The following is a 25,773-nucleotide window of genomic DNA, read 5'->3' as shown; positions in this document are numbered from 1 at the left end:
TCTCGTGACTGGCCAGCGCTAACTTACTCTCGGTAAGATAGGTGGCGTGGACCACCTGATGCGCGACCCGGCACTGCTCGCCGTGCCGTTCTTCGTCCTGTTCATCGTGCTGGAGCTGGTCGCCCTTCGCGTGCTCGAGACGGACGAGGACGCCCCGCGGGCGGGGTACGCCAGGGCGGACTCGACGGCGAGCCTGTCGATGGGCGTCGGCTCCGTCGTCGTCAACCTCGGCGCGCGTGCGCTGGCGCTGCTGGGCTACACCGCGTTGTATGCCGTGACGCCCCTTCGCCTCGACCCGCACGACTGGTGGACCTGGGCCGTCGCGCTGCTGCTCGTCGACCTGCTCTGGTACTCCTACCACCGCAGCAGCCACCGGGTCCGGGTGCTCTGGGCGATGCACCAGGCCCACCACAGCAGCGTCCACTTCAACTACACGACCGCCCTGCGGCAGAAGTGGAACCCGTGGGGCGAGCTGCTGTTCTGGGTGCCGCTCCCGCTGCTGGGACTGCCCCCGTGGATGATCTTCTTCGTCTTCTCGCTCAACCTGATCTACCAGTTCTGGGTGCACACCGAGACAATCCCCAAGCTGTGGCGCCCGATCGAGCTCGTCTTCAACACGCCATCCCACCACCGGGTGCACCACGCCAGCGACGCCGAGTACCTCGACCGCAACTACGGCGGGATGCTGATCGTCTGGGACCGGCTGTTCGGTACCTTCCGCGAGGAGCAGCAGCGCCCGACCTACGGCCTGACCCACCCGGTCACGACCTTCAACCCGTTCCGGTTGCAGTACGCCGAGTTCGCGCTGATGTTCCGCGAGGTCAGATCAGCGCGTCGCTGGCGCGACCGGCTGGGCTACCTGTTCGCCCCGCCCGGGTGGGCGCCCCGGTCGTGACCAGTGGCGTGCCACCGGTCCTGAAGGACGTCCTGAAGGCCGTCCTGAACCCCGGACGCGAGCGAAGGCAACGGCGCGCGGTCGTCTCGAGCCAGGTCCACAGCCGGCAGTAGGCGATCCCGACCACGAGGCAGCAGGCCATCGCCAGCACCGAGCTGGTCCCCATGATGCGCGGATAGACCACGAAGTGGGTCAGGTAGACGAACAGTGACGCGGTCGCGACCTGCGACGCCGCGCGGCCGACGAAGCCGGGCACCCGGGCGGTCGGGAACCAGATGAGTGCGAGCAGCCCGACGATGATGGTCACCTCACGTCCGGGCATGCTCGGCCAGAAGCCGGGCACCGTCAGCACCGGGATCGCCGACACGAGGACCCGCTGCCAGGTCGTGGCGGCGCGGGCCGCTGCCCAACCCGTCGCGAACAGCCAGATCAGCACATAGGCGTTCGCCCCCCGGTAGGGCCCGGCATCCGGCACCAGCACGGCATACCTCGTCAGCAGGCCCAGGCCCACGAGCGCGACGGGGAACGCGAAGGGGCACCTCCGCTCCCACCTGTCCACAGCCGGAATCGCCAGGAGCAGTGCGGTGCCGAGGAGCAGCGAGGTCACCGCCTCGACGAACCAGTAGTGCCAGTGGTCCGACCACTGCGCCCAGTCGCCGAGCACCTGGTTGAGCATCAGCACGTTGCGCCAGTCGTACGTGCCGGCCACGACGGCCACAACACCGATCCAGAAGGCACTCGGCAGCACGACCCGGGCGACGCTGCGCCCGATGCCGCGCACCCGTTCGCCGCGCGGGCGTGAGGTCAGCTGGAAGCGGGCGACGTTGTAGCCGACCAGCGCCAGCAGCGTGTGGGCGCCACCGGGCACGAACGACAAGTGCGTGTGGTTGGCGAGGATGAGCAGGATGGCGAGGGCGCGCACGAGGACCGTGGTGTCGACGGTGTGCAGCCGCCGGCCTGGTCGCCGGCTGCCAGGCTCCGAAGCCGCCAGCTGGTCGGGGGTCAGCAGGTGCCATCCGTCGGGGAGGGTCTGCAGCAGCGCCTCCAGCCGCACCGACACCTCGACGTAGGACAGGGAGTCTCCGCCCAGGTCCACGAAGCTCGTCGTCGAATCAGCGTGCGGCGCGGACAGCAACGAGCGGTAGAGCGCCACCACGGCTTCGGACCGGTCCTCGGCGGAGAGTGCCGACGAGCCGGGGAGGGGATCCGCCTCCGTGACGAGGGCGCGATGCGCACCGATCAGCTCCGCCATGCCGCGATAGTCCGGCTTGCCGGTGGGCAGGCGCGGAGCCTCGAGTCCATCCAGCACGACCACCCCCGACGCGGGTATGCCGTGCCGCTGGGTCACCGTCGCCGTCACCTCGGCCCCCGCACCGGCCGGCACGGCGAGGACGCCGATGGCGTCGCCGAGGTCGACGCAGTGCGTCTCGTGGCCGGCGGCAGCGAGGTCACGCTCGACCTGGTCGAGGTCGATGCGCAGACCGACGACCTTGGCGAACCGACTCCGGCGGCCGACGATCTCGACCAAGCCGTCCGGGCTGAGTCGGGCGAGATCGCCGGTGCGCAGCTCGTGCACCTCGCGCCCCCGCGACAGGTCCAGCACCGACTCGGCGTAACCCAGCATGACGTTGGGGCCGGAGTAGACGAGCTCGCCCAGCCCGCAGTCGAGCTCGCTCAGTGGGTCGATGCGGAACGAGCCGCCGGGGACGGGTCGGCCGACCGTCTCGGACCTGGAGTCGAGCAGGTCCGGGGGCAGGACCGCCATCCGGGCGGTCGCCTCGGTCTGTCCGTACATGACGAAGAGGTCCCAGCCCCGCTCGCGGCCCAGGGCGGCATAGCGCCGCACCGTGTCCGGGGCGAGACGGCCGCCTGCCTGTGTCACAACCCGCAGCGATGGGTGGGCCCGTTGGGCGAAACCGCTGTGGTCCAGCAGGTCGAAGCTGTGCGGCACGCCGGCCAGCGTCGTCGCGCCGACCTCGTCGAACAGGGTCCAGAAGCAGGGGTCGACGACGGACAGGTCGCTGAGCACCACGGCAGCACCGGCGCTCAGGTGGCTGTGCACGACGGACAGGCCGTAGCAGTAGTGCAGCGGGAGACTGGTGATGGCCCGGTCGCCGCTCCGCACACCCAGGGACTCAGCAATGGCGGCGGCGTTGCTGTCGAGGTTCTCGTGCGAGAGGCGGACCAGCTTGGGCGAGCCGGTGGAGCCGCTCGTCGTGAGCAGCAGGGCCAGGTCGGCGTGCAGGTCGTGGGTGGCGCGCGGGTGACGGGACGTCACCTGCCACCCGGAGTCCCCCCGCCCCGCGACGACGTCGGGGTCGTAGCCATCGATCAGTCCGTCCAGGTGCTGGAGGCGGTCCCCGGGCGCCAGCAGGGGCACGTGTCCGGCATGCAGGGCGCCGAGGTAGGTGACGAGTGCCTCGACCGAGTTCTCCGCGGCGATGAGGACCAGCCGCCTCCCCGTGCCCAACCGCGCGCCGGCCTCGACCACCCGGGCCGCGAGGTCGGCGTAGGTCAGGGCGGCGTCGGGGGAGAGGACCGCAGTCGCGTCGCCCCGGTCCGCCAGTGTCGCGACGAAGTCGACGCGGTGGCGCTGTGGGGCAGACAGGAGGTCGGCGGTCACGCGGTGGATGGTATTAGGTAAGGCTTACCAAACTCAAATGCCCTGCACAGGGTCCGCACAGACCCGACTGCCTCGGTCGTCGGCGTGCGGGTCGGACCCTCAGCGTCGGGCGGCGGCCTTGTCGGCCCAGCGGCTCAGGCCCTCGGCAACGAACCGGAACACCTCGCCGGCGCAGCGCCAGCCGATCAGGAACAGGCCCAGCGTGAGCAGGGTCACCACGCCGAAGCTCCAGGCGAAGCCGCCGCCCGTGGCGACGCGGAGCACCAGGCCCAGCACCACCGTGACCAGCCAGACGGTTTTGGACCCCTGCATCCGGACCGGCCACCCGGTGCGTCGACGGGCGACCGCCCACCCGGCCAGGAGCGCCACGAGGAAAGGCCAGGCGACACCCAGGACGCCTGCGACGGTGACCCCCTCCGCGTGGCTGATCCGTCCGACGGTGGCGAAGAGCAGGACGAACGCCACGTCGACGAGGAGGGCAATCCCGGCGGACCTCACGCGTGCTTCAGACATGGACCTTGTCGAACAGCGAGGCCTGGGGCGGCGCGTGGGTGGGGTCGACACCGTCGAACAGGCTGCTGACCGACTCGCCGGCGTGGATCCGCTTGATCGCCTCGGCGAACAGCTGAGACACCGAACGGACCCGCAGCTCGGGCCAGCGACCGGGCGCGGGGACCGTGTCGGTGGTGATGACCTCACCGATCATCGGGTGCTCCCGGAGGCGCTCCACCGCCTTGCCGGCGAACAGGCCATGCGTGCAGGCGACGTCGGCCCGCGGGCAACCAAGGTCGGCCAACCGGTCCAGCAGCTCGACGATCGAGCCGCCCGTGGCGATCTCGTCGTCGAGGATGATGGCGCGCTTGCCGGCCACGTCACCGACGATGGAGTCGATGATGACCCGGTCGTCCGCAAGGCGTTGCTTCGAGCCGGCGGCGACAGGCAGTCCGAGGAGCCGCGCGAACTGGGTGGCCGTCTTGGCGTTGCCCAGGTCGGGGGAGACCACGACCGAGTTCTCCAGGTTGGCCCCGCGGAAGTGGTCGGCCAGCACGCCGATCGCGGTGAGGTGGTCCACGGGCACCGAGAAGAACCCGTGCACCTGCGGCGCGTGCAGGGTCATCGTGAGGACCCGGTCGACACCGGCCGCCACCAGCATGTCGGCGACCAGTCGCCCACCGAGGGAGATGCGCGACGCGTCCTTCTTGTCGGAGCGGGCGTACGCGTAGTGGGGGATGACGGCGGTGATCTGGGCGGCCGAGGCTCCACGGGCGGCGTCGATCATCAGGAGCAGCTCCATGAGGTGCTCCTGGGTCGGCGGCACGAGGGGCTGCACGATGTAGACGTCTCGCTGGCGGCAGTTCGCGAGCAGCTGGGCCTGGAGGCAGTCGTTGCTGAAGCGCTTGATCTCGGCTGGCGACAGAGCCACCCCGAGGGCCTCGCAGATGCGTTGGGCCAGGGAGCGGTGCGCGCTCCCGCTGAAGACCACGATGTCGCGCAAATGGCACTCCTGGTGACTGGGTGTCCGGCAATGAGGTCTGGACCGAGCGTAACCCTCCCGCGCCCGCCGTGGCGCGCCCACGCGGCATACCTGTGGCTGCGGGGCTGGTCGGACGCGTCTCACCTAGGGTGAGTCCATGAGCGTGAGCCACGTATGACGGTCCGCAGGGTGATGGGGATCGAGACCGAGTACGGCATCTCGGTGCCCGGGGACCCGGCCGCCAACCCGATGATCCTGTCGGGACAGGTGGTCAACGCCTATGCGTCGGCTCAGGGGATCAGGGCCGCCCATGCGTCGTGGGACTACGCCGACGAGGCACCACTGCGGGATGCGCGTGGTTTCGAGATGGGGCGAGGCGTCGCCGACGCGAGCCAGCTCACGGACGAGGAGGACCCCACCCTGGCCAACGTCGTGCTGACCAACGGCGCCCGGCTGTACGTCGACCACGCGCACCCGGAGTACTCCTCACCCGAGGTGACCTCACCCCGGGCTGCGGTCGCCTTCGACCGGGCCGGCGAGGCGATCATGGCCGAGTCGGTACGCCGGCTCTCCCACGTCCCGCCCGGGGTGAACCTGTACAAGAACAACACCGACGGCAAGGGCCAGTCCTACGGCACCCACGAGAACTACCTGATGCGTCGCGAGACACCGTTCACCGACATCGTCCGGCACCTCGTGCCGTTCTTCGTCGCACGTCAGGTCATCACCGGTTCCGGCAGGGTCGGCATCGGCCAGGACTCGCGCACCGCCGGCTACCAGCTGAGCCAGCGCAGCGACTTCTTCGAGGTCGAGGTGGGCCTGGAGACGACCCTCAAGCGACCGATCATCAACACCCGTGACGAGCCGCACGCCGTGGCCGACCTCTACCGGCGTCTGCACGTCATCATCGGGGACGCCAACCACTGCGACGTCGCCAACCTGCTCAAGCTCGGCACCACGTCGCTGGTGCTCGCCATGATCGAGGACCGTGCCATCGACCTCGACCTCACGGTGGCCCGGCCGGTCGCGACCCTGCAGGCGGTCAGCCACGACCCGACCTGCACGAGCATGATCGAGCTCCGCGACGGCACCAAGCTCACCGCGGTCCAGCTGCTCTGGCGCTACCACGAGCTCGCAGAGCGCTACCTGCGACAGCGGTATGCCGGTGAGCTCGACAGCGACACCGCCGAGGTCATGCGGTGGTGGGCGATCATCCTGGACCGACTCGAGCGTGACCCACGCGAGGCCTCGCGTGAGCTGGACTGGGTGGCCAAGCAGCAGGTCCTGCAGGGCTACATCGACCGCGATGGGCTCGACTGGACGGACTCGCGGCTGCGGGCCATCGACATCCAGTGGTCCGACGTGCGCCCGGACAAGGGGATCTTCCACAAGCTGCGGGCCGCCGGTCGGTTCGAGGAGCTGGTGACCGAGGACGTCGTGCTCGACGCCGTCCACGAGCCGCCGGTGGACACCCGGGCCTACTTCCGCGGGAAGTGCCTGGAGAAGTACCCCGACCAGATCGCGGCCGCGTCCTGGGACTCGGTCATCTTCGACATCCCGGGCCAGACCTCGCTCCAGCGGGTTCCGATGCTCGAACCGCTGCGGGGCACCAAGGCGACCGTCGGTCCGCTGCTTGACCGCAGTCCGGACGCTGCCACCCTCTTGCGTGAGTTGGCGTCCGCATCGGGATAGGTTCGGACTAGGTTCAAGTGCAGCAGTCTGTCGAGAGTCACGAGTGAGAGGTCCCGCCAATGCCCAGCCAAGAGCAGAGCCGACCACAGCGACGCGACGATGCTCCCGACGAGGCCCCTGAGCCCACTCCCGCGGCGCCCGAGGCCACGGCCCGCAAGGAGAACCTCGACTCCGACATCGACAGCGTCCTCGACGAGATCGACGGCGTCCTGGAGTCCAACGCGGAGGAGTTCGTCCGCGGCTTCGTCCAGAAGGGCGGGCAGTGACCACTGGCGGCGACGCGGGGAAGCTCCCCGCGGCATACCTCAGCGCGGGGTCGTCCTCGTTTACCGACTTCGTCGGTGCCCACGCCCCCCAGCTGTTGCCCTCACGACGCGTCCTGCCCCCGGGCAGCACGCTCGAGGCCCCGCACGGCACCACCATCGTCACGGCCACCTTCGACGGTGGTGTGGTGATGGCCGGTGACCGCCGGGCGACGATGGGCAACATCATCGCCAACCGCGACATGGAGAAGGTCTTCGCCGGCGACGAGTACTCCGCCGTCGGCATCGCGGGGACTGCCGGCATCGCGATCGAGCTGGTCAAGCTCTTCCAGGTCGAGCTCGAGCACTACGAGAAGATCGAGGGGACGCTGCTGTCGCTCGAGGGGAAGGCCAACCGGCTCGCCTCGATGATCCGGTCCAACCTCGGCATGGCCATGCAGGGCCTGTCGGTGGTGCCGCTGTTCGCCGGCTACGACCTCGACCGCCAGCTCGGCCGGATCTTCTCCTACGACGTGACCGGCGGTTGCTACGAGGAGCACGACCACCACAGCGTCGGCTCGGGATCGCTGTTCGCCCGCGGCGCGCTCAAGAAGGTCTGGCGACCGGGGCTGTCGGCCGACGCGGTCGTGAGCGTGGTCGTCGAGGCGCTCTACGACGCCGCCGACGACGACTCCGCCACCGGTGGACCCGATGTCGGCCGGCGGATCTGGCCGACCGTTGCCGTCGTGGGACCCGAGGGTGTGCGGTTCGTCGGCGACGACGACCTGCGCACGGTCGTCGAAGCCGTCATCGCCGCCCGTCAGGGCAACCCGGGAGGTGCCCGATGAGCAGCATGCCGTTCTACGTCTCGCCCGAGCAGCTCATGAAGGACCGGGCTGACTACGCCCGCAAGGGAATCGCGCGCGGTCGGTCGGTCGTCGTGCTCGGCTACGACAAGGGGATCGCGTTCGTCGCCGAGAACCCGTCGCGGGCCCTGCACAAGGTCTCCGAGATCTACGACCGCATCGCGTTCGCTGCCGTTGGCAAGTACAACGAGTTCGAGAACCTCCGCGTCGCCGGTGTCCGGTATGCCGATCTGCGCGGCTACTCCTACGACCGCACCGACGTGACCGCTCGCGGTCTGGCCAACGCCTACGCCCAGACTCTGGGGACGGTTTTCACCCAGGAGTCCAAGCCCTACGAGGTGGAGATCGTCGTCGCGGAGGTGGGCGGCACCGCGGACGAGGACCAGATCTACCGACTGACCTACGACGGTTCGGTGGCCGACGAGCTCGGCTTCGTCGCCATGGGTGGCGCGGCGGAGCCCATCGAGACCGCGCTGAAGGATCGCTGGACTCCCGGGTTGTCGCTCGCCGACGCCCTCAGTCTCGCCGTCGAGCTGCTCGGGCAGGACCCGGCCGGCGCGGCAAGCCCAGCCGGTGGCACTCCGCGGACCCTGACGGCGGCTCAGCTCGAGGTCGCAGTGCTCGACCGCGAGCGGCCCCGGCGGACCTTCCGCCGGATCGGCGGGGGACTGCTGGATGCGCTGCTCAGCACCGAGGACCCGACGAGCGACGCCCCCGCCGAGGACGACCCGACGCCGGGCCGCCACGACACCCTGACGGGTGAGGGGACGCCCCGCGACGAGTCCAGCAACCCGCAGACGCAGCGCCCCCAGGAATAGCAGCCGCGCCGACCCCGAGAAGGGTCGACGCGGCATCCGTGCTCGCGAACAGGCGCTCAGGTGCTGGGTGCCTCGGCGTAGCGCAGGTAGGGCTTCACGACCTCGACGCCCTTGAACCGGGCCTGCGCGTCCTCGGTGGTGACGGTGGGCGCGACGATGATCCGCTCGCCGGCCTTCCAGTCGGCCGGGGTGGAGAACGGGCCGGAGTCGTTGACCTGCAAGGCGTCCAGCGCGCGCAGGATCTCGTCGAAGTTGCGGCCAGCGCTCTTGGGGTAGGTCAGGGAGAGGCGCACCTTGCCCACCGGGTCGATGAGGAAGACCGAGCGGACGGCGGACGTGTCTCCAGCGCCGGGATGGATCATGTCGTAGAGCTCGGCGACCTGGCGGTCCTTGTCGGCGACGATCGGGTAGTCCACGGCGGCACCGGAGACCTCCTCGATGTCGGCCTTCCAGGCGGTGTGGTCCTCGAGCGCGTCGACCGACACGGCGAGCACCTTGGTGTTGCGGGCGGCCCACTCGTCCTTGAGCTGGGCGACGCGGCCGAGCTCGGTCGTGCACACCGGGGTGAAGTCGGCGGGGTGGCTGAACAGCACGGCCCAGCCGTCCCCCTTCCAGTCGTGGAAGGTCAACTCGCCCTCGGTGGTCTCGGCAGTGAAGTCGGGGGCGTCGTCGCCCAGTCGCAGCGTGGCCATGACGGTCCTCTCAACGGTAACGCGAAGTTTGTCGAGACCAAACATGCCGTTACTTGACCGAGGTGTGGATGTCCCGTCCGGATGTTGGTACGCCGGCGGCACCAGCAAGGCGCTGGACAGCCTCGGCGATCACGCCCACGGCGGCGGGTTCGAGCAGGACGCCGTAGTGGTCTCCAGCCAGACCGGTGACCGCGATGTCGTCGGGCAGCCGGGCGCGTGCGATCTGCTCGGTCGAGTAGAGGCCCTGGTCCTGGTCGAGCGGTCCTCGGGAGGCCCAGAGCAGGTGGGCTCGGCACTGGAGGGTGTGCACGGCGCTCAGCGTCGCGGGGTCGCTCATCAGGTCGGCCCAGTCCGCTCGGACACACTCCAGCGAGCTCGTCGACCGCATGGCCCCCGGCCGTCCGACCAGGTCGTGCAGCAAGTAGGCGGTGAGGTCGGCGCCGGCCGGGGAGTCCAGCAGCGGTCCCATGGCCGGATGGGCGGCCCAGTGGCGCAGGTAGGCCGCCTCGTCCTCGAAGGTCATCGACAGGCGGTCCATCGCGGGCCCGATGATGCTGTGCAGCACCTCGTCGACGTCACCGATCGCATCAACAACGTTGCCGGGGGAGGGAAACGCGAGACCCCCGTCCACGAGCACCACGCCGCCCACCCGCTCGGGGTGCGTGGCCGCGGTCAGTGCGGCGGCGAAGCCACCCATGGCATGACCGGCGAGGGTCGCCGACTCGAGACCGAAGTGGTCGAGCACCCGCACGACGTCGACGACGTGGTCGGCCAGCCCGGTCGACCGCAGGGCTGCGCTCTCGGCACGGCCGCGCATGTCCGGTGCGATCAGGGTGACCCGTCCGGCCAGGAGGCGGGCGACGGGCACCCAGGCCAGCGCGTTCGAGGAGATGCTGTGCAGGGCCACGACGGTGGGCGCTGCGGGAGGAGCCTCGGTGAGGACGTGCACCACGAGGTCGCCGCCGTCGACGGGAACGCGTTTGGTGCGCTGGTCCAGCACGGTCCCCCCAGTCCAGTGGTACGTCGGGGCAGCGACGCTACGCAGGCAGGGTCACGGGCGACATGGCGGCCCTGCCCACATCGACGGGGCGCGGGTGTGCCCACGCACCACCTACAGGGAGGCGCCGGCCACCCGCCGCGGCCTGGTCGGACTAGGCGCGTGCGGCGGCGAGCAGGTTGACCTCGTCCACCACGCTCAGGCCAGCCTTGCGGACCCGGCCCGGGCCGGACGCGACCTCCCACGCGAGGGTGTCGGTGAGCGTCTCGGCAAGGGGTCGGCTCGTGAGGCCCAAGGCTTCGGCGGCGACGGTGCTGCGAGCCATGAACCCGGCATACTCCGGCACCGGCAGCCACAGGGGCAGGCTCCGCTCCCCGGACCACGGCTCCACCTCGTGGGCAGCGAGCCAGTCCTGGTCCACCCGCACGGTCTCGCCACCGTGACCCGCGACGGCCCGGGCCGTCTCGAGGTGGTCGCCGAGCGGGATCACCGGGCCACTCGCGTTGACCACCCCGGTGGCCCGGTCCAGGCCCGCCCGCACGAGCCACCCGGCCAGGTCGCGGACGTCCAGGACCTGGGTGGGCACCTCACTGTCCGGCACCAGCACGGCTCCGTCGGGACTGGCCGGGTGGGCGAACCGTAGGGGCCAGTAGCCGGTGCGGTCGGTGTGGTCACCGGGCCCGGCGATCAACCCCGACCGCGCGACGAGCGCTCTGTCGCCCACCTGCTCGAGGATGCTGCGCTCACAGGCGACCTTGCGCCCGCCATAGGTCTCCCAGCCCTCGTCGTCGGCCGGGTGAGGCGGCACCAGCTCGGCGCTCTCGTCGGCTCCCGTGACGTCCTGGGTGGCGTAGACCGACGCGGAGGACACGAACACCCACGAGGCCGCGTGCGCAGCCAGCGCACCGAGGGCGCTGGTGACGTGGCTGGGTTGCCGGGAGACGTCGACGACGACGTCCCAGTCGCGATCACGCACGCGGTCGTATGCCGCGGGGTTGCCACGGTCTGCCTGCACCACCTCGACGCCGGGTGGCGGGGCGCCGGAAACCCCCCGAGCCAGGACGGTGACGTCCTGCCCGAGGGCGCGGGCAGCAGCGACCACCTCACGACCGAGCCAGGCGGTCCCACCGAGGACGAGCAGCGACATGCCCCCACGCAACCAGCGGGCGTGGGGGCATGTCGAGAAGTTGTGCTGACGGCGTAGCGGGGGAGCCCCGCACCGACTCAGGCGCGGGTGCTGGCGCGTTCGTCGAGGTCGGCGTCGGCGTCCGCCTCGTCCGCGTCATCCTGGTCGTCGGCGGTGTCCTCGTCCGCGTCGGCGTCTTCCGAGTCGGACTGGTCGACCGCACCCTCGGCGGCCGGGTCGAGCTCGTCGTCGGTGGTGTCGGCGTCGCCCTGCTCGTTCGCGGAACCGGATTCGTCAGCCACGGGGGCCGGCTGCGCGGCCGGCTCGTCGTGGTCACCGAACGCCTCGGCGATGGCGCCCCCACCGAGGGTTGCCAGCATCTGCCGGACGTTGCTCAGCTGCGCCGTGATGCTGTCGCGTCGCGCCGTCGCGGCGGAGAGCTCGCGCTCGGAGTCGCGACGGATGCGCTCGGCCTGCTCACGGGCAGCGCTGACGAGCTGCTCAGCCTCGGCCTTGGCGGCGTCGAGGGCGCGCTGGCTCTCGCTGAGGCTGTCGGCGTGGGCCCGCTCACTCTCGCTGGCCAGGGTCTCGGCACGCTCCTGGGCCTGGGTGAGTGCGGTCTCGTGCGCGGCCATCTGTGCGGAGAACTCTGCTGCGGCCTTGTCGCGGCGCTGGCCGAGGGTGGCCTCGAAGTCCGCGGCGGCCGAGGCGGCCCGGGCGCGCTGGTGCTCGTAGAACGCCTCGGCCTCCTCGCGACGGGCGGAGGCCTCACGGTCGGCATCGTCGAGGATGGCGTCGGCCTGCTGCTTGGCCTTCTCCACGACCTGGGTGGCCTGGGCCTCGGCCTTGGTCCGGACGTCCTCGGCGTAGCGGTCTGCCTCGGCCCGGACCCGGTCGGCCTCGAGAGTGGTCGTGCCCTTGAGGGTGTCGGCGTCGGTCTTCGCATTGCTGCGGATCTCGGCTGCCTCCTCGTCGGCGAGGCCGAGGATGGTACCGATCCGCTCGCCGAGGTTCGCATAGGTGGGAGCCGCCGCCTTGTTGTGCTCCTCCTTGAGGCTGGCCAGCGTCCGGGCGGTCCCGGCCTGTTCCTCCTCGACGCGAGCGAGCGCCGCGCGAAGCTCGCTGACCTCGACGGTGCGTTCGGCGGCCTCCTGCCGCGCCTGGTCCAGCGCGCCGGCATGTTCGGCACGCCACTGGTCGACCTGGGCCGGGTCGTAGCCGCGCAGGACGCTGCGGAAGGAACTGGTGTCACTCATGGTCGGTCCGTTCTTGGTGGGGGGAGGGGTCTTCGTCGGTGGGAGTGTCGGTGTCGAGGGTGTCGGGCTCAGACGTATCAGAGGCGTCGGGGGCGTCGCGGTCAGGGGTGTCGGTCGTGGGTGGTTCGGAGGGGGTGTCGGCAACCCGCTCCGGCACGGAGAGCGCCTCGATCACCCCGGAGAGGTGACCGAGCTGCGTGGTGATGTCCTGCCGTCGGGAGGCGAGGGCTGCGACCTCGGAGCGGGCGCGCTCGAGCATGGCCCGTGCCTCCTCACGCACCCGGTCGGCATCGGCGCGTGCTGCAGCCGTCGTGGTCACGAGCTCCTCTCGCGCCTGGCGGTGCGACTCGTGGGTCTCTCGCTGGAGGCGCTCGATCTCCTGGGCGGTGCGCTCCCGGACGAGGCGAGCCGCCTTGTCCGCCTCGTCGAGCCGGCGCGCTGCACGCTCGTCGGCTGCGCGTTCGGTCTCGGCCGCGCTCGCCCGCACGCGTTCGGCCTCCGCGGCGGCTGCCGCAGTGGTGCGCTCGGCCTGGGACTGGGCCGCAGCCATCACGGCCTCGGCCTGGGCGCGGAGGCTGTCGGACTCGAGTCGGGCTGACTCGCGTTCGGACCGGGCACGGTGGGCGGTCTGGGCCAGGGCTGTCTGGATCAGCTGACGGCGAGAGCGCATCCGTGCGGCCAGCTCGCGGTGGGTCTCCTTGCGCATCCGGCTGACCTCGGCCTCGCCCTCGTCGAGGATCCGGCGCACCGTGTCCTGGCCCCACTTGAGGTGCTCCTCGGCCTGGGTCATGATCTCGCCCGCCTCGGAGTGGGCGCGGTCCACACGCTCCTGGGCGTCGGCGCGGGACTGTTCGAGCAGTGCCGCGGCCTGGCCAGCGGTCTCCTCCTGGTGGATCGCGGCGGCGCCCATCGTGCGCTCCGCCTCGACCTGAGCATCCTCACGAACCTTCGCGGCCGCAGCCGTGGCCTCCTCGAGCAAGGCGGCACGGGCGGCCTTCTCCCGCTCGTCGCGCTCCGCGAAGTGCGCGTCCATCTTCTCCACGCCCGCAGCGAACGCTGCGTCGCGCTCGGCCTCGTGCGCGGCATACCGCTGCATCGCTGCGTCGTAGTCGGTCTGTGCGCCGGCCCGCAGTGCATCGGCACGAGCGTGGGCCTCGTCCAGGGCGGCGGAGGCCTCGGCCCGTGCAGAGGTGACGGCTTCGTCACTGGTGCGGGTCGCGGACTGCGTCAGCATGGACGCCTGCTCGGTGGCGTCCTCGACCAGCGACTCCGCCTCGCGGGTCGCTTCGGCGAGGGCACGACCGGCCTGCTCGCGGTCACGGACGGCGTCGGCGTGCTGGCGCTCGGCGTCGTCGAGGAGGCGCTGGACTTCTTCGCGGATGCTGGCGGCCTCGGCGCGCGCAGCAGCCAGGACCTGGTCGGTCTCGGCTCGCATCGCGTCGGCATAGGCCTGGGCACGTTCGAGGATGGACTGGGTGTGCCGCGTCAGGTCGCCCACCTGGGTGGTGGCCGTACCGGCGACACGGGTCCCCGCGTCCGTTGCGTGGGCGTCGGGCATGTGCCCATCTTCCCACGCGTGGCGTCACCCGCAGCCCGAGACCCCGGAAGCCTAGAGTGTGGTCATGGACCGGCGGATCTTCGGGATCGAGAACGAGTACGGCATCACGTGCACGTTCGAGGGTCAACGCCGCCTCACCCCGGACGAGGTGGCGCGCTACCTGTTCCGCAAGGTCGTCTCGTGGGGGCGCTCGTCGAACGTCTTCCTCTCCAACGGCAGTCGGCTCTACCTCGACGTCGGCTCGCACCCTGAGTACGCCACCCCGGAGTGCGACCACGTCCGTCAGCTCGTCGTGCACGACAAGGCGGGGGAGCGGATCATCGAGGGCCTGGTTGCCGACGCCCAGGACCGGCTGGCCGAGGAGGGCATCGAGGGCGAGATCTACGTCTTCAAGAACAACACCGACTCCGCGGGCAACTCCTACGGCTGCCACGAGAACTTCCTCGTCGGGCGGGCAGGGGAGTTCCAGCAGCTCTCCGACGTGCTCATCCCCTTTCTCGTCAGTCGTCAGATCACGTGTGGCGCCGGCAAGGTGGTCACGACGTCCAAGGGCGCGACCTACTGCGTGAGCCAGCGGGCCGACCACATCTGGGAGGGCGTGTCGTCGGCGACCACCCGCAGCCGCCCCATCATCAACACGCGCGACGAGCCGCACGCCGACGCCGAGCGCTACCGCCGCCTGCACGTCATCGTCGGCGACTCCAACATGAGCGAGACCACGACCATGCTCAAGGTCGGGTCCGCCGATCTGGTGCTGCGGATGATCGAGGCCGGCATGGTCGTGCGCGACCTGACGCTCGAGAACCCGATCCGGGCGATCCGTGAGATGAGTCACGACATGACCGGGCGCAAGACGGTTCGGCTGTCCAACGGTCGTGAGCTCTCCGCCCTCCAGATCCAGACCGAGTACCTCGAGCGGGCCCAGGCCTTCGCCGACCGCGAGGGTCTCGAGGACCCGATCCACAAGCAGGTCCTCGACCTGTGGGAGCGGACCATCCGGGCCGTCGACACCGGCAACCTCGGCCTGGTCGACACCGAGATCGACTGGGTCATCAAGCACAAGCTGATCGCCGGCTACATGGCCAAGCACGACCTGCCGATGGAACACCCCCGGATCGCCCAGCTCGACCTCGCCTACCACGACGTCAACCGTGAGCGGGGAGTCTTCTACGTGCTGCAGAAGCACGGTCGCGCGGCCCGCATCACCACCGACCCGGAGGTCTTCGAGGCCAAGACCGTGCCCCCGCAGACCACCCGGGCCAAGCTGCGCGGCGACTTCATCAGGGCCGCGCAGGAGCACCGCCGCGACTTCACCGTCGACTGGGTGCACCTCAAGCTCAACGACCAGGCCCAGCGCACCGTGCTGTGCAAGGACCCGTTCGCGGCGGTGGACGCCCGTGTGGACCGCCTGATCGAGGGCATGCGCGGGTGACCGTGGGGTATGCCGCGTTGGCGGCATACCCGGCGCGCACCGGATGGCGCCCTGGGCGGCATACCGACGAATCGGGCATTGCCAGCGGCCACGGTTATGGTGGTCGCTGGTTCCCGCTCCCAGCGAAGGTTTCTTCATCGTGCATCTGCGTCGTTTTCCCGCCCTCACGGCGGTCGCCCTGGCCGCGACCTTGGCCCTCACCGGCTGCGGTGACTCCAAGGACGCCCAGCCGTCCGTGCTCGACAAGATCACGGTGACAGGCGGCAGCGACACCACGGCCCCCACGGTGACGGTCAACCCCAAGCCCCTCTCGGTGACCGAGACCACGACCCGGGTCGTCAAGGCCGGCACCGGAGCACCGGTCAAGGGTGACGAGATCGTCAGCCTCAAGTACGTCCTGCTCAACGGCAAGGACTCATCGGTGCTCGACACGAACTTCGGCAAGCAGAACCTCGGCCTCAACCTCGGTGCCGCTGACCTGCTGCCCGGCCTCAAGAAGGGGCTGCTGAACCAGAAGATCGGATCACGGGTCCTCGTCGCCATGCCGCCCAAGGACGCCTTCGGCACCCAGGGCAACACCGAGATCAAGGTCGGCGGGACCGACACCGTCGTGTTCCTCATGGACGTCCTGTCGGCGACCAAGCCGCTGGCCTCCGCCGAGGGCAAGGAGGTCAAGCCGGCCGCCGGGCTGCCCACGGTGAAGGTCGAGGGCAACGAGACCGCCCAGATCACGATCCCGAAGGGCGCCAAGCCGCCGACCAAGACCGTCGGTCAGCTCCTCATCGAGGGTTCCGGCGCGAAGGTACAGGCGGGCCAGACGATCCGCGTGACCTACACCGGCGCGCTCTGGAAGGACGGGTCGGTCTTCGACTCCTCCGCCAAGGCACCGAACAAGTACTTCGAGACCTCGATCGGCACCCAGCAGGTCATCAAGGCGTGGGACACCCAGCTGGTCGGCAAGACCGTCGGCAGCCGCGTCCTGATGATCGTCCCGCCGGCCGACGGCTACGGCGCGGCCGGCAGCCCGCCGAAGATCAGCGGCACCGACACGCTTGTCTTCGTGGTCGACATCCTCGCGGCCTTCTGAGCCACGCACCACCGCACCACCCACCCCTAGTTCCCACCTCCGAAGGAGCAGTCCCATGGGTTTTGACCCCAACACCACCAAGCCCGAGATCGACTTCCCCGGCGACGCCGCCCCGACCGAGCTGGTCATCGAGGACCTCGCCGAGGGCGACGGCCAGGAGGCCGGCGCGGGTGACACCATCTCGGCGCACTACGTCGGAGTGGCCCACTCCACCGGCGAGGAGTTCGACGCCTCGTGGAACCGAGGCGCACCCCTGGACTTCCGCCTCGGCGTCGGCCAGGTCATCCGCGGCTGGGACGAGGGCATCGTCGGCATGAAGGTCGGCGGCCGTCGCAAGCTCGTCATCCCCGCGCACCTGGCCTATGGCGACCGTGGCGCCGGCGGCGCGATCAAGCCGGGCGAGACCCTGGTCTTCGTCGTCGACCTGGTGGACGTCCGCTGACCAACCCGGTCGCTGCCAGACGCAGCTTCACCCAACAATGTTGCGCCTCACCCCGGAACCGAACTCGGGTGAGGCGCAACTTTGTCCCTAAACCCGATAAAGGTGCGCGGCGTGGCGGCCGGCTGCTGCGCTGTACAGGAAGGCTGCGTGGTCCTCGTCGAGGCCACGGCCCATCGTCGACAGCCGGACGGGAGTGGCTCGCAGGGCCGCATCGAGCCCGTCCGGGTCGACGCCGCGGACCGTGAGGGCCCCTTGCGCGGTGCGCGCGAGGGTGTGCGCCTGGTCGGCGACCAGGGCACCGAACTCGTCGCCCGTCGTGGGAAGCGGAACATCCGCGGAGACCAGGCAGATGCGTCCGTAGGCCGTGGTGCTGTGGTGGGAGATCCCGCGGTGTCGTTCCCTGGGATCGGCGTCCGAGACCCGCAGCGCGGCCACGCCACGCCCGCCGAGCGTGCTGACGGCGTTGAGCGCCTCGCCCGCCGCGACCCCCGTATAGCCCCAGGGGGTGCCCGTGCCGACGTTGCCCGGCCCCTGGATGACCACGGCGATGTCGGCGCCGAGAACGTGCTTGGCCGCGAGCAGACCTGAGTGCAGGGTGACCGCCTCGTGCTCGCCGCCGTAGGCCTGGCCGACGGTCACGGTGCCGGCCAGCCAGCCGTGCTCGGTGAGGGTCGCGACGTTGCGGGAGAACGCGATCGGCAGGGCACCACCGTCGGTCATGAGGTAGACGACCCGCGCCTCGGGTCGGTCCACCCTGATCCCGGCGAGGATCGCGGGCAGCGCCGAGTGGAGGTCGGCCACGACCACGGGCATGCCGAGCAGGTCGCCCGCGGCGGCCAGCGTGCCGGTCATGACGTCGTGGTGCGGGCTGTCCTGCTCGTCGACAGCCATGAACATCTGCTGCTGGGGCGTGTAGCGGGCCTTGACGATGTGTCCGGCGGACGTCTCTGGATCGCTGGGCAAGCGTTCCGGCGCGGCGACGATGAACGCCAGCCCACCGGTCCCGAGACCGCGCAGCAGCGCCGAGGCGTTGAGCAGCACCCGATCACCGACCTCTGGCTCGCCCACCAGCGCGGTGTAGGCCAGCGCCCGCACGAGGGTGCCATCGGCGTTGGTGCCGGGGTCGCCGCCACCCAGCCGCACGGCATACTCCACCGCGCCCGGCCACCGGCCACGCACCTGCTCGACCGTTCCCTCGCGCCACTGCATCACGACACGCAGACTAGCCACGGGGCGTGCCTTGCACTCGGGTAGCGTCGGGCGGGTGAGTTCACCCACCGGTCCGGCGGCCAAGACCGAGCGCCTGCTCAACCTCGTGCTGTGCCTGCTCTACACCCGCCGCCCCCTGCCCAAGTCGCGGATCCGGGCCGTCGTCCCGCAGTACGGCGACGCCACGAGCGACGAGGCCTTCGACCGGATGTTCGAGCGCGACAAGGACGAGCTGCGCGAGCTCGGCATCCCCCTCGTCACCGAGGACATCGGCGGGGCCTGGGACGACGAGGTCGGCTACCGGATCGACCAGCGTGAGTACGCCCTGCCGGACATCTCCTTCGAACCCGACGAGCTCGCCGTGCTCGGCCTGGCGAGCCGCACCTGGGCGCACGCCTCCCTGGCCGGTCCGGCCGCCCAGGCGCTGCGCAAGCTCAAGGCGGCGGGGATCGAACGCGACGGCGACTCCCTCATCGGGATCGAACCCCGCCTGGGCACCAGCGAACCCGCCTTCGAGCCGGTCAAGAACGCTGTCGTCGGTCAGCGCACCATCACCTTCGGCTATCGCACCGGTGGTCAGGGCGACGTCAACGCGCGCACCGTCCAACCGTGGGGACTCGCCTCCTGGCACGGCCGCTGGTACCTCACCGGTTTCGACCTCGACCGCGAGGCGCCGCGGGTCTTCCGCCTGTCGCGGATCGACGGCGACGTCGCCGAGGTCAAGAAGGCCCAGCCGTATGCCGTGCCGGCCGACCACCGCGCGCAGGAGATGATCCGCGCCACTGTGGGCGACCAGCCCACCCGCACCGCGGCTGTCACGGTCCGCGCTGACAGGGGCAACTCGCTTCGTCGGCGGGCGACCAGCACGGCCGAGGCGGGGGAGTGGACCGAGCTCGAGGTGCCGTTCACCGACGACGACGCGCTGGCCGACGAGGTGAGCGGCTACGGCGCCGACGTCGTCGTGCTGTCGCCACCCGAGGTGCGTGAGCTCGTGGTCGAACAGCTGCGCGGCGCGCTGGCCGCCCACGTCGGCGGTGCCGCATGACCCCTCCGCCCAAGAAGGCCAGGACCGTCCCCGAGACCGCCACCGACCGGCTCGCGCGACTGCTCACGATGGTGCCCTGGCTGGTCGCCCGACAGGGGATCGACCTCTCCCGGGCGGCCACCGAGCTGGGGATCACCGTGGACCAGCTCGAGACCGACCTCCGGTTGCTCTACCTCTGCGGCTACGGCCAGATGCCCGACGAGCTGATCGACGCGCAGTGGGAGAGCGGCAGGGTGTTCGTCACCAACGCCGACACCATCGCCCGCCCGTTGCGGCTCGGGCGCGACGAGGCACTGACCCTGATGGTCGGACTGCGTGCCCTGGCCGCCGTGCCCGGGCTGGGGGAGCGTGACGCCATCGAGCGCGCCATGGCCAAGCTCGAACAGGCCACAGGGGCCAGCGCCGAGGCCGCTGCCCGGGTCGAGGTCGCGATCAGCGAGGGCGTGGAGGCGGACCTGCTCGCCGATGCCCGCCGGGCCGTCGAGGGGCACCGTCGCGTGCACCTGCGCTATCTCGTGCCGAGCCGCGACGAGGCCACCGAGCGCGACGTCGACCCCATGCGGGTGGTCAACCTGGACTCGCGGTGGTACCTCGAGGGATGGTGCCACCTGGCCCAGGACACGCGCACCTTCCGGATGGACCGCATCTCGCGCCTTGACGTCCTCGATGTCGACGGGACACCCCCTGCCGATGCCCAGCTGCGCGACCTCGATGCCGGCGCATTCACCCCGCGACCCGACGACACGCTCGTCACGCTGCGACTGCAGCCCGGGGCCACGTGGGTCAGCGACTACTACCCGACCGAGTCCGTCGAGACGGCCGCCGACGGGTCCCAGACCGTCACGCTGCGCACCGCCGACACGCTCTGGCTTCGCCGACTGCTCTGGCGGCTGGGCGGACGCGGCACCGTCGTGTCGCCTCCCGAGGTCGCCCAGGCGGTGAGCGAAGGCGCCGAGGCCGCCCTCGCGGCATACGGTGCGGACGCGGACCCACCCACCACGGGCGGGTAGGGTCGACGCCGTGTGGTGGTGGGTCCTCATCTGGGTGCTGCTCGTGGTGATCGCGGCGGCCTACTTGGCGACCCGGGCGTGGGGTGTCTGGGGACAGTTCAAGGAACTGACCGCTGAGGTGCGCCGTTCCTCCGAGACCGTTGCCGCCCTCCAGGCGGAGACGAGCAGGCTCGGACAGAGCCCTCCTGCGCCGCAACCCGACGTGTTCGGGGACCCCCGCCAGCTGCGCAGGGAACGCGATGCCACCCGCGCCTCGTTGAAGCAGCAGCGGCGCGCCCGTCAGGCCGCGCGCCGCCCCAGCTGGGCCAGACACCTAGACTGAGGACAACACGCCCGGCACAGGCCAGGGCAGCACCGTCACAGTGGCCACGACGTGGTCGAGAGGAATGAGTCACATGGGTCGCGGATTGTTTGAGGGTTGGCACATCATCATCCTGCTCGTGCTCCTCGTCGTGCTCTTCGGCTTCAAGCGGCTCCCCGACGCTGCCCGCTCCATCGGCCGGTCGATGCGCATCTTCAAGTCCGAGGTGCAGGAGATGAAGACCGACGGCAAGTCCGCGGCGAGCAGCGACACCGTCAAGGGCGAGGCCATCAAGGATCCTGAGGCTCCCACCGCCCCCGAGCCCTCCGGCCCGATCCGTGAGGACAACAGTCCCCGCACGGACAACTCCTCCGGCGCCTCCTAGCCCGGACCGACGACCGCACCAGTCACCTCGACGATGGCGTTCCGGCGTGCCCGCAACCCCGACGGGCGCATGTCGCTCGGCGATCACCTGCGCGAGCTCCGACGACGCTTCCTGATCTCCGCGGTGACCATCCTCCTGGGTGGCGTGCTCGGCTGGATCATCTACCCGCAGGTCTACGGCAGGCTGGCCGCACCGTTCAACAACTACAAGGCAGCCAACCCCGAGAGCGTCATCGACCTGAACTTCGGCACGGCCACTGCCGCCTTCTCCCAGCAGGTGAGCCTGTCGATCTTCGTCGGGATCGTCGTGTCGAGCCCGGTGTGGCTGTTCCAGCTGTGGGCGTTCATCGTGCCCGGGCTCACCAAGAAGGAGCGACGGATCTCGCTGGCCTTCATCGGTGCCACGGTGCCGTTGTTCCTCGCCGGCTGCTCGATGGCCTACTACGTGCTGCCCAAGGTGCTGGAGGTCCTCTACGGGTTCACGCCCCCTGGGGCGTCGAACATCCAGCAGGTCAGCGAGTACTTCTCGTTCGTCACCCGGTTCATCCTCGTCTTCGGGCTCGCCTTCCTGCTGCCCGTCTTCCTGGTCGCGCTGAATGCGATCGGCATCCTCCCGGCCAGGGCGATGATCAAGGCGTGGCGCCCCGCCATCTTCGGGATCTTCGTCCTCTCCGCCATCGCGACGCCGACACCGGACGCCTTCACGATGTTCCTGCTCGCCATCCCGCTGTGCGTCCTCTATGTCGCCGCGATCGGGGTCAGCAAGCTCATCGAGCGTGGACGCAGCAAGAACCGGCCGAAGTGGACCGAGGTGCCCGACGACGAGGCCTCGGCCCTGTAGCCTCCGCGCGTGAGTCCGAACAGCTCCACCGTCAAGAAGCGCATCGGCCTGGTGGTGAACCCGACCTCCGGCAAGAACCGCGGGATGGCCCTCGGCATCGAGGTGGCGCACCGGATGCGGGCGGCCGGGCACGAGGTGCTGGACCTGTCCGACGAGTCGTATGCCGCCGCGCGTGACCGCGCCCTCGGGGCCATCTCCCAGGGCCTGGACGTGCTCGCTGTGGTCGGCGGGGACGGCATGGTCCACCTCGGTGTCGACCTCGCCGCGGAGACCAAGACGACGCTGGCCATCATCGCCGCGGGGACCGGCAACGACGTCGCCCGCGGGCTGGGTCTCCCGGTCCACGACCCGGTGCGTGCGGCCGACCTGGTCACCACGGGGATCCCCCGCACCATCGACGCCGTTCGCCACGTCGACGCCCACGGGGGACGGCACTGGTTCGTGGGGGTGCTCGGGGCCGGCTTCGACTCGGTCGTCAACGAGCGCGCCAACACCTGGCCGTGGCCCAAGGGCAACATGCGGTACAACCTGGCGATCCTGCGCGAGCTCCCGCTGTTCAAGGCGATTCCCTACGTCGTGACGGTCGACGGCGTGCGTCACGAGACCCGCGCCATGCTCGTCGCGGTGGGCAACGGACCCAGCTACGGCGGCGGGATGCAGGTCCTGCCCGCTGCCAGGTTCGACGACGGACTGCTCGACGTGCTGATCCTCCACCAGATCAGCACGGTGGAGTTCCTCAAGGTCTTCCCGAAGGTCTTCAAGGGCGCCCACGTCACGCACCCGGCCGTCGAGATCATCCAGGGGCGCTCGGTCACGCTCGAGGCGGAGGGCATCATGGCCTACGCCGACGGGGAGCGGTTCGCCCCGCTGCCGATCACCGTCGAGGTGGTCCCCGGCGCGGTGACGGTGCTGGCGCCTGCCGCCACGTAGGCTCGGGAGCATGTCGACGCCCGCTGAGCGATTCGCCGCAAGCGCCAGCCGCGCGGCATACGAGAAGTCTCGGTTGGCCGCCTTTGCGGCGACGGTGGACTTTCCCCTCGACGACTTCCAGGTGCAGGCCTGCGAGGCGGTGGAGGCCGGCCGTGGTGTCCTCGTGGCGGCGCCCACCGGGGCCGGCAAGACGATCGTCGGCGAGTTCGCGGTCTTCCTCGCCCTGGCCGCGGGGCGCAAGGCGTTCTACACGACCCCGATCAAGGCGCTGTCCAACCAGAAGTACAACGACCTCGTGAAGCGGCACGGCTCCAAGAACGTGGGTCTGCTCACCGGTGACTCCTCGATCAACGGTGAGGCACCCGTCGTCGTCATGACGACGGAGGTGCTTCGCAACATGATGTATGCCGGGTCCTCCACCCTGCACGGGCTCGGCTTCGTGGTGATGGACGAGGTGCACTACCTCGCCGACCGGTTCCGCGGCGCCGTGTGGGAGGAGGTCATCATCCACCTGCCGCAGGACGTCCAGGTGGTGTCGCTGTCCGCCACGGTGAGCAACGCCGAGGAGTTCGGTGCCTGGCTGTCGGAGGTGCGCAGCGGGGTCGACATCATCGTGTCCGAACACCGTCCCGTGCCGCTGTGGCAGCACATGATGGTGTCCCAGTCGATGTATGACCTGTTTGTCGACGAGGCGTCGGCGCCGGTGACCGGGGTCGACGCGACCCGGGTGAATCCCGAGCTGTTGCAGGCGATTCGCACTTTCGAGCAGCGCGGGCGCTGGGACGACGGCGCCCGTCACGGCTCGCAGTCGGACCGGCACAGCCGAGGCGGACGCGGCCGCGGGCCGCGCGGTCCCGGGGGCGGTCATGGCGGACACGGCATGGCACGCAGCTCGGGCGGTCGTCCCGGTGGGGGAGCGACCCGTTCCGAGGTCGTCCAGCGGCTCGAGCGCGAGGGGCTGCTGCCGGCGATCACCTTCATCTTCAGCCGCGTGGGGTGTGAGGCCGCCGTCGGCCAGCTGCTGCGCGACGGCGTCCGGCTGATCACCGAAGCCGAGGGCGACCGGATCCGGCGTACCGTCGAGGAGCGCGTCTCGGCGCTGGCCGACGAGGACCTCGGGGTGCTCGGCTACTGGGATTTCGTCGACGGCTTGACCCGTGGCTTCGCCGCACACCATGCCGGGATGCTGCCGACGTTCCGCGAGATCGTGGAGGAGCTCTTCACGGCAGGGCGGATCCGGGCGGTCTTCGCCACGGAGACCCTCGCGCTCGGCATCAACATGCCGGCGCGCACGGTCGTCATCGAGAAGCTCGTGAAGTTCAACGGCGAGACCCATGCCGACATCACCCCAGCCGAGTACACCCAGCTGACCGGACGGGCCGGGCGTCGCGGGATCGACGTCGAGGGCCATGCCCTGGTCCAGTGGAACCGCGGGATGGACCCGCTGGCCGTCGCCGGTCTCGCGTCCACCCGCACCTACCCGCTGAAGTCGTCTTTCCGGCCCACCTACAACATGGCGGTCAACCTCGTCGCCCAGGTCGGGCGCGAGACCGCCCGCGAGATCCTTGAGACGTCCTTCGCCCAGTTCCAGGCCGACCGCGCCGTCGTGGGCATGGCTCGGGCAGTGCGCAAGAACGAAGAGGGCCTCGAGGGCTACGGCGAGGGGATGGCCTGTCACCTTGGCGACTTCAAGGAGTATGCCGCCCTGCGGCACGAGATCGCGCGCCTCGAGAAGGACGGCGCCAAGGTCCGGTCCGCGAGCAACCGGGCGCAGGCGGCGGTGTCGCTGGAGTCGTTGAAGATCGGTGACGTCATCAAGATCCCGTCGGGCCGACGGGCCGGCTATGCCGTCGTCGTCCATCCCTCCAAGTCCTACCGTGGCGAGGTGCCGGCTCCGACGGTGGTGACCGAGGACAAGCAGCTCCTCAAGCTGTCACTGGTCGATGTGCCGACCCCCGTGGAGCCGATCGCCCACGTCAAGGTGCCGCCCCACTTCAACTCCAAGAGCCCCAAGGCCCGACGCGACCTGGCCACCTCGCTGCGCATCGCCGTCCCTTACGACCCGCCGCCCGGCCGCTCGCGCGACCACGCGGCATACGCGGGCAGCGCCGAGGACGAACGCATCTCCGAGCTGCGCCGCCAGCTCAAGGCCCACCCCTGTCACCAGTGCCCCGACCGCGAGGACCACGCCCGGTGGGCTGAGCGGTGGTGGCGGCTCAAGCGCGAGACGGTCGGGCTGCAGCGCAAGGTGGAGGGACGCACCAACTCGGTGGCCCGGACCTTCGACCGGATCTGCACCCTGCTCGGGGAGATGGGCTACCTGTCCGACAGCGGCGACCTCGTGACGCCCCAGGGGGAGAACCTGCGCCGGCTGTACACCGAGAAGGACCTGCTGGCCGCCGAGTGCCTGCGGCTGGGGGTGTGGAAGCGGCTCGACCCGGCAGGCCTGGCGTCGATCGTGTCGGCCCTGATCCATGAGCCGCGACGCGACGAGACCGACCCATCGCCGCGGATGCCCAACGAGGACGTCGCCGAGGCGGTCCGCGAGATGAACCGGCTCTGGTCGGTGCTGGAGGACCGGGAACGCGAGCTGGGGCTCCCACTCACTGGTGACCCTGACGCCGGGATGGTCTGGATGATGCACCGGTGGGCGAGCGGTCGTCAGCTGGAGGAGGTGCTGCGAGGATCCGACATGGCGGCCGGTGACTTCGTGCGCCGGTGCAAGCAGGTCGTCGACCTGCTCGGCCAGATAGGCGACGCTGCCCCGGAACCCACGTTGCGCACCACCGCCCGCAGGGCCATCGACGCCGTGATGCGTGGGGTCGTCGCAGCCGACCGCCTCGACTGAGCGCG

At 70.4% G+C, this 25,773-nt stretch carries 24 protein-coding genes; 15 read left to right on the top strand and 9 right to left on the bottom strand.

Annotated features, from left to right (window positions below; translation table 11 throughout):
- Positions 1-46 precede the first annotated feature (46 nt).
- On the top strand, positions 47-895 hold the full coding sequence (locus tag AC1DYG_RS03380) for a sterol desaturase family protein (protein WP_477638486.1): 849 nt from the start codon (positions 47-49) through the stop codon (positions 893-895).
- Here the strand turns inward: AC1DYG_RS03380 and AC1DYG_RS03375 are convergent.
- From AC1DYG_RS03375 to AC1DYG_RS03365, 3 genes are all read right to left on the bottom strand, one after another.
- The gene (locus AC1DYG_RS03375) at positions 822-3,518 is read right to left on the bottom strand and encodes an AMP-binding protein (protein ID WP_477638485.1); all 2,697 of its coding nucleotides are present in this window, start codon (positions 3,516-3,518) and stop codon (positions 822-824) included. The genes AC1DYG_RS03380 and AC1DYG_RS03375 overlap by 74 nt on opposite strands.
- Before the next feature lie 99 nt (positions 3,519-3,617).
- Positions 3,618-4,031, bottom strand: coding sequence for a DUF3054 domain-containing protein (locus tag AC1DYG_RS03370; RefSeq protein WP_477638484.1), 414 nt, complete (start codon positions 4,029-4,031; stop codon positions 3,618-3,620).
- Positions 4,024-5,013 (bottom strand): ribose-phosphate diphosphokinase, encoded by a 990-nt coding sequence (locus tag AC1DYG_RS03365; RefSeq protein WP_477638483.1) that lies wholly within the window; start codon positions 5,011-5,013, stop codon positions 4,024-4,026. Before AC1DYG_RS03365 ends, AC1DYG_RS03370 begins: the two co-directional genes overlap by 8 nt.
- Before the next feature lie 153 nt (positions 5,014-5,166).
- Here AC1DYG_RS03365 and dop point away from each other — a divergent pair, with 153 nt between their 5' ends.
- From dop to prcA, 4 genes are read left to right on the top strand one after another with little or no spacing between them, the layout of a single operon-like run.
- Positions 5,167-6,684 (top strand): depupylase/deamidase Dop, encoded by a 1,518-nt coding sequence (gene dop / locus AC1DYG_RS03360; RefSeq protein WP_477638482.1) that lies wholly within the window; start codon positions 5,167-5,169, stop codon positions 6,682-6,684.
- A 59-nt stretch (positions 6,685-6,743) separates the two neighbouring features.
- On the top strand, positions 6,744-6,950 hold the full coding sequence (locus AC1DYG_RS03355) for a ubiquitin-like protein Pup (protein ID WP_056914404.1): 207 nt from the start codon (positions 6,744-6,746) through the stop codon (positions 6,948-6,950).
- Positions 6,947-7,774, top strand: a complete 828-nt coding sequence (gene prcB, locus AC1DYG_RS03350; protein WP_477638481.1) for a proteasome subunit beta — start codon at positions 6,947-6,949, stop codon at positions 7,772-7,774. Before AC1DYG_RS03355 ends, prcB begins: the two co-directional genes overlap by 4 nt.
- Positions 7,771-8,610 (top strand): proteasome subunit alpha, encoded by an 840-nt coding sequence (prcA, locus tag AC1DYG_RS03345; RefSeq protein WP_477638480.1) that lies wholly within the window; start codon positions 7,771-7,773, stop codon positions 8,608-8,610. Before prcB ends, prcA begins: the two co-directional genes overlap by 4 nt.
- Before the next feature lie 56 nt (positions 8,611-8,666).
- On the opposite strand, the gene AC1DYG_RS03340 is transcribed toward prcA, so the two are convergent.
- The 5 genes from AC1DYG_RS03340 to AC1DYG_RS03320 all read right to left on the bottom strand — a co-directional run bounded on the left by AC1DYG_RS03340 (position 8,667) and on the right by AC1DYG_RS03320 (position 14,239).
- Positions 8,667-9,302 carry a peroxiredoxin gene (locus tag AC1DYG_RS03340; RefSeq protein ID WP_477638479.1) on the bottom strand — a complete coding sequence of 212 codons (636 nt, stop codon included), beginning with the start codon at positions 9,300-9,302 and terminating at the stop codon, positions 8,667-8,669.
- Between the two features lie 49 nt (positions 9,303-9,351).
- Entirely contained in the window at positions 9,352-10,302 is a 951-nt protein-coding gene (locus tag AC1DYG_RS03335; protein WP_477638478.1) for an alpha/beta fold hydrolase, read from the bottom strand.
- A gap of 151 nt (positions 10,303-10,453) precedes the next feature.
- Positions 10,454-11,446 (bottom strand): NAD-dependent epimerase/dehydratase family protein, encoded by a 993-nt coding sequence (locus tag AC1DYG_RS03330; RefSeq protein WP_477638477.1) that lies wholly within the window; start codon positions 11,444-11,446, stop codon positions 10,454-10,456.
- Positions 11,447-11,523: 77 nt separating this feature from the next.
- On the bottom strand, positions 11,524-12,681 hold the full coding sequence (locus AC1DYG_RS03325; protein WP_477638476.1) for a hypothetical protein: 1,158 nt from the start codon (positions 12,679-12,681) through the stop codon (positions 11,524-11,526).
- Positions 12,674-14,239, bottom strand: a complete 1,566-nt coding sequence (locus tag AC1DYG_RS03320; protein WP_477638475.1) for a coiled-coil domain-containing protein — start codon at positions 14,237-14,239, stop codon at positions 12,674-12,676. Before AC1DYG_RS03320 ends, AC1DYG_RS03325 begins: the two co-directional genes overlap by 8 nt.
- Before the next feature lie 64 nt (positions 14,240-14,303).
- On the opposite strand from AC1DYG_RS03320, the gene pafA reads away from it, so the two are divergent.
- The 3 genes from pafA (at position 14,304) to AC1DYG_RS03305 (ending at position 17,200) form a co-directional block, all read left to right on the top strand.
- Positions 14,304-15,671 (top strand): Pup--protein ligase, encoded by a 1,368-nt coding sequence (gene pafA, locus AC1DYG_RS03315; RefSeq protein ID WP_477638474.1) that lies wholly within the window; start codon positions 14,304-14,306, stop codon positions 15,669-15,671.
- Between the two features lie 139 nt (positions 15,672-15,810).
- Positions 15,811-16,758 (top strand): FKBP-type peptidyl-prolyl cis-trans isomerase, encoded by a 948-nt coding sequence (locus tag AC1DYG_RS03310; RefSeq protein ID WP_477638473.1) that lies wholly within the window; start codon positions 15,811-15,813, stop codon positions 16,756-16,758.
- 55 nt (positions 16,759-16,813) lie between these two features.
- Entirely contained in the window at positions 16,814-17,200 is a 387-nt protein-coding gene (locus tag AC1DYG_RS03305) for an FKBP-type peptidyl-prolyl cis-trans isomerase (RefSeq protein WP_477638472.1), read from the top strand.
- 87 nt (positions 17,201-17,287) lie between these two features.
- Here the strand turns inward: AC1DYG_RS03305 and AC1DYG_RS03300 are convergent, their stop codons facing one another.
- Positions 17,288-18,412, bottom strand: coding sequence for a DUF3866 family protein (locus AC1DYG_RS03300; protein ID WP_477638496.1), 1,125 nt, complete (start codon positions 18,410-18,412; stop codon positions 17,288-17,290).
- Positions 18,413-18,464: 52 nt separating this feature from the next.
- Between AC1DYG_RS03300 and AC1DYG_RS03295 the strand changes: the two genes are divergently transcribed.
- From AC1DYG_RS03295 to AC1DYG_RS03265, 7 genes are all read left to right on the top strand, one after another.
- A complete protein-coding gene (locus AC1DYG_RS03295; RefSeq protein WP_477638471.1) occupies positions 18,465-19,454 on the top strand; it encodes a helix-turn-helix transcriptional regulator in 990 nt (329 codons plus the stop codon).
- Positions 19,451-20,464: a helix-turn-helix transcriptional regulator gene (locus AC1DYG_RS03290; protein WP_477638470.1), complete on the top strand. Its 1,014-nt coding sequence runs from the start codon at positions 19,451-19,453 to the stop codon at positions 20,462-20,464. The genes AC1DYG_RS03295 and AC1DYG_RS03290 overlap by 4 nt, the downstream gene beginning before the upstream one ends.
- A 10-nt stretch (positions 20,465-20,474) precedes the next feature.
- On the top strand, positions 20,475-20,786 hold the full coding sequence (locus AC1DYG_RS03285; RefSeq protein WP_477638469.1) for a hypothetical protein: 312 nt from the start codon (positions 20,475-20,477) through the stop codon (positions 20,784-20,786).
- 73 nt (positions 20,787-20,859) lie between these two features.
- Positions 20,860-21,150: a Sec-independent protein translocase subunit TatA gene (gene tatA, locus AC1DYG_RS03280; RefSeq protein ID WP_477638468.1), complete on the top strand. Its 291-nt coding sequence runs from the start codon at positions 20,860-20,862 to the stop codon at positions 21,148-21,150.
- Between the two features lie 33 nt (positions 21,151-21,183).
- Positions 21,184-21,990 carry a twin-arginine translocase subunit TatC gene (tatC, locus tag AC1DYG_RS03275; RefSeq protein ID WP_477638467.1) on the top strand — a complete coding sequence of 269 codons (807 nt, stop codon included), beginning with the start codon at positions 21,184-21,186 and terminating at the stop codon, positions 21,988-21,990.
- 9 nt (positions 21,991-21,999) lie between these two features.
- A complete protein-coding gene (locus AC1DYG_RS03270) occupies positions 22,000-22,920 on the top strand; it encodes a diacylglycerol/lipid kinase family protein (protein WP_477638466.1) in 921 nt (306 codons plus the stop codon).
- Positions 22,921-22,930: 10 nt separating this feature from the next.
- A complete protein-coding gene (locus AC1DYG_RS03265) occupies positions 22,931-25,768 on the top strand; it encodes a DEAD/DEAH box helicase (protein WP_477638465.1) in 2,838 nt (945 codons plus the stop codon).
- Positions 25,769-25,773: the final 5 nt, after the last annotated feature.

This window comes from Pedococcus sp. P1_H8 (genome assembly GCF_056405175.1).
The sequence above is the reverse complement of the archived record's forward strand: the minus strand, read 5'-3'. Positions and strand labels throughout refer to the sequence as shown.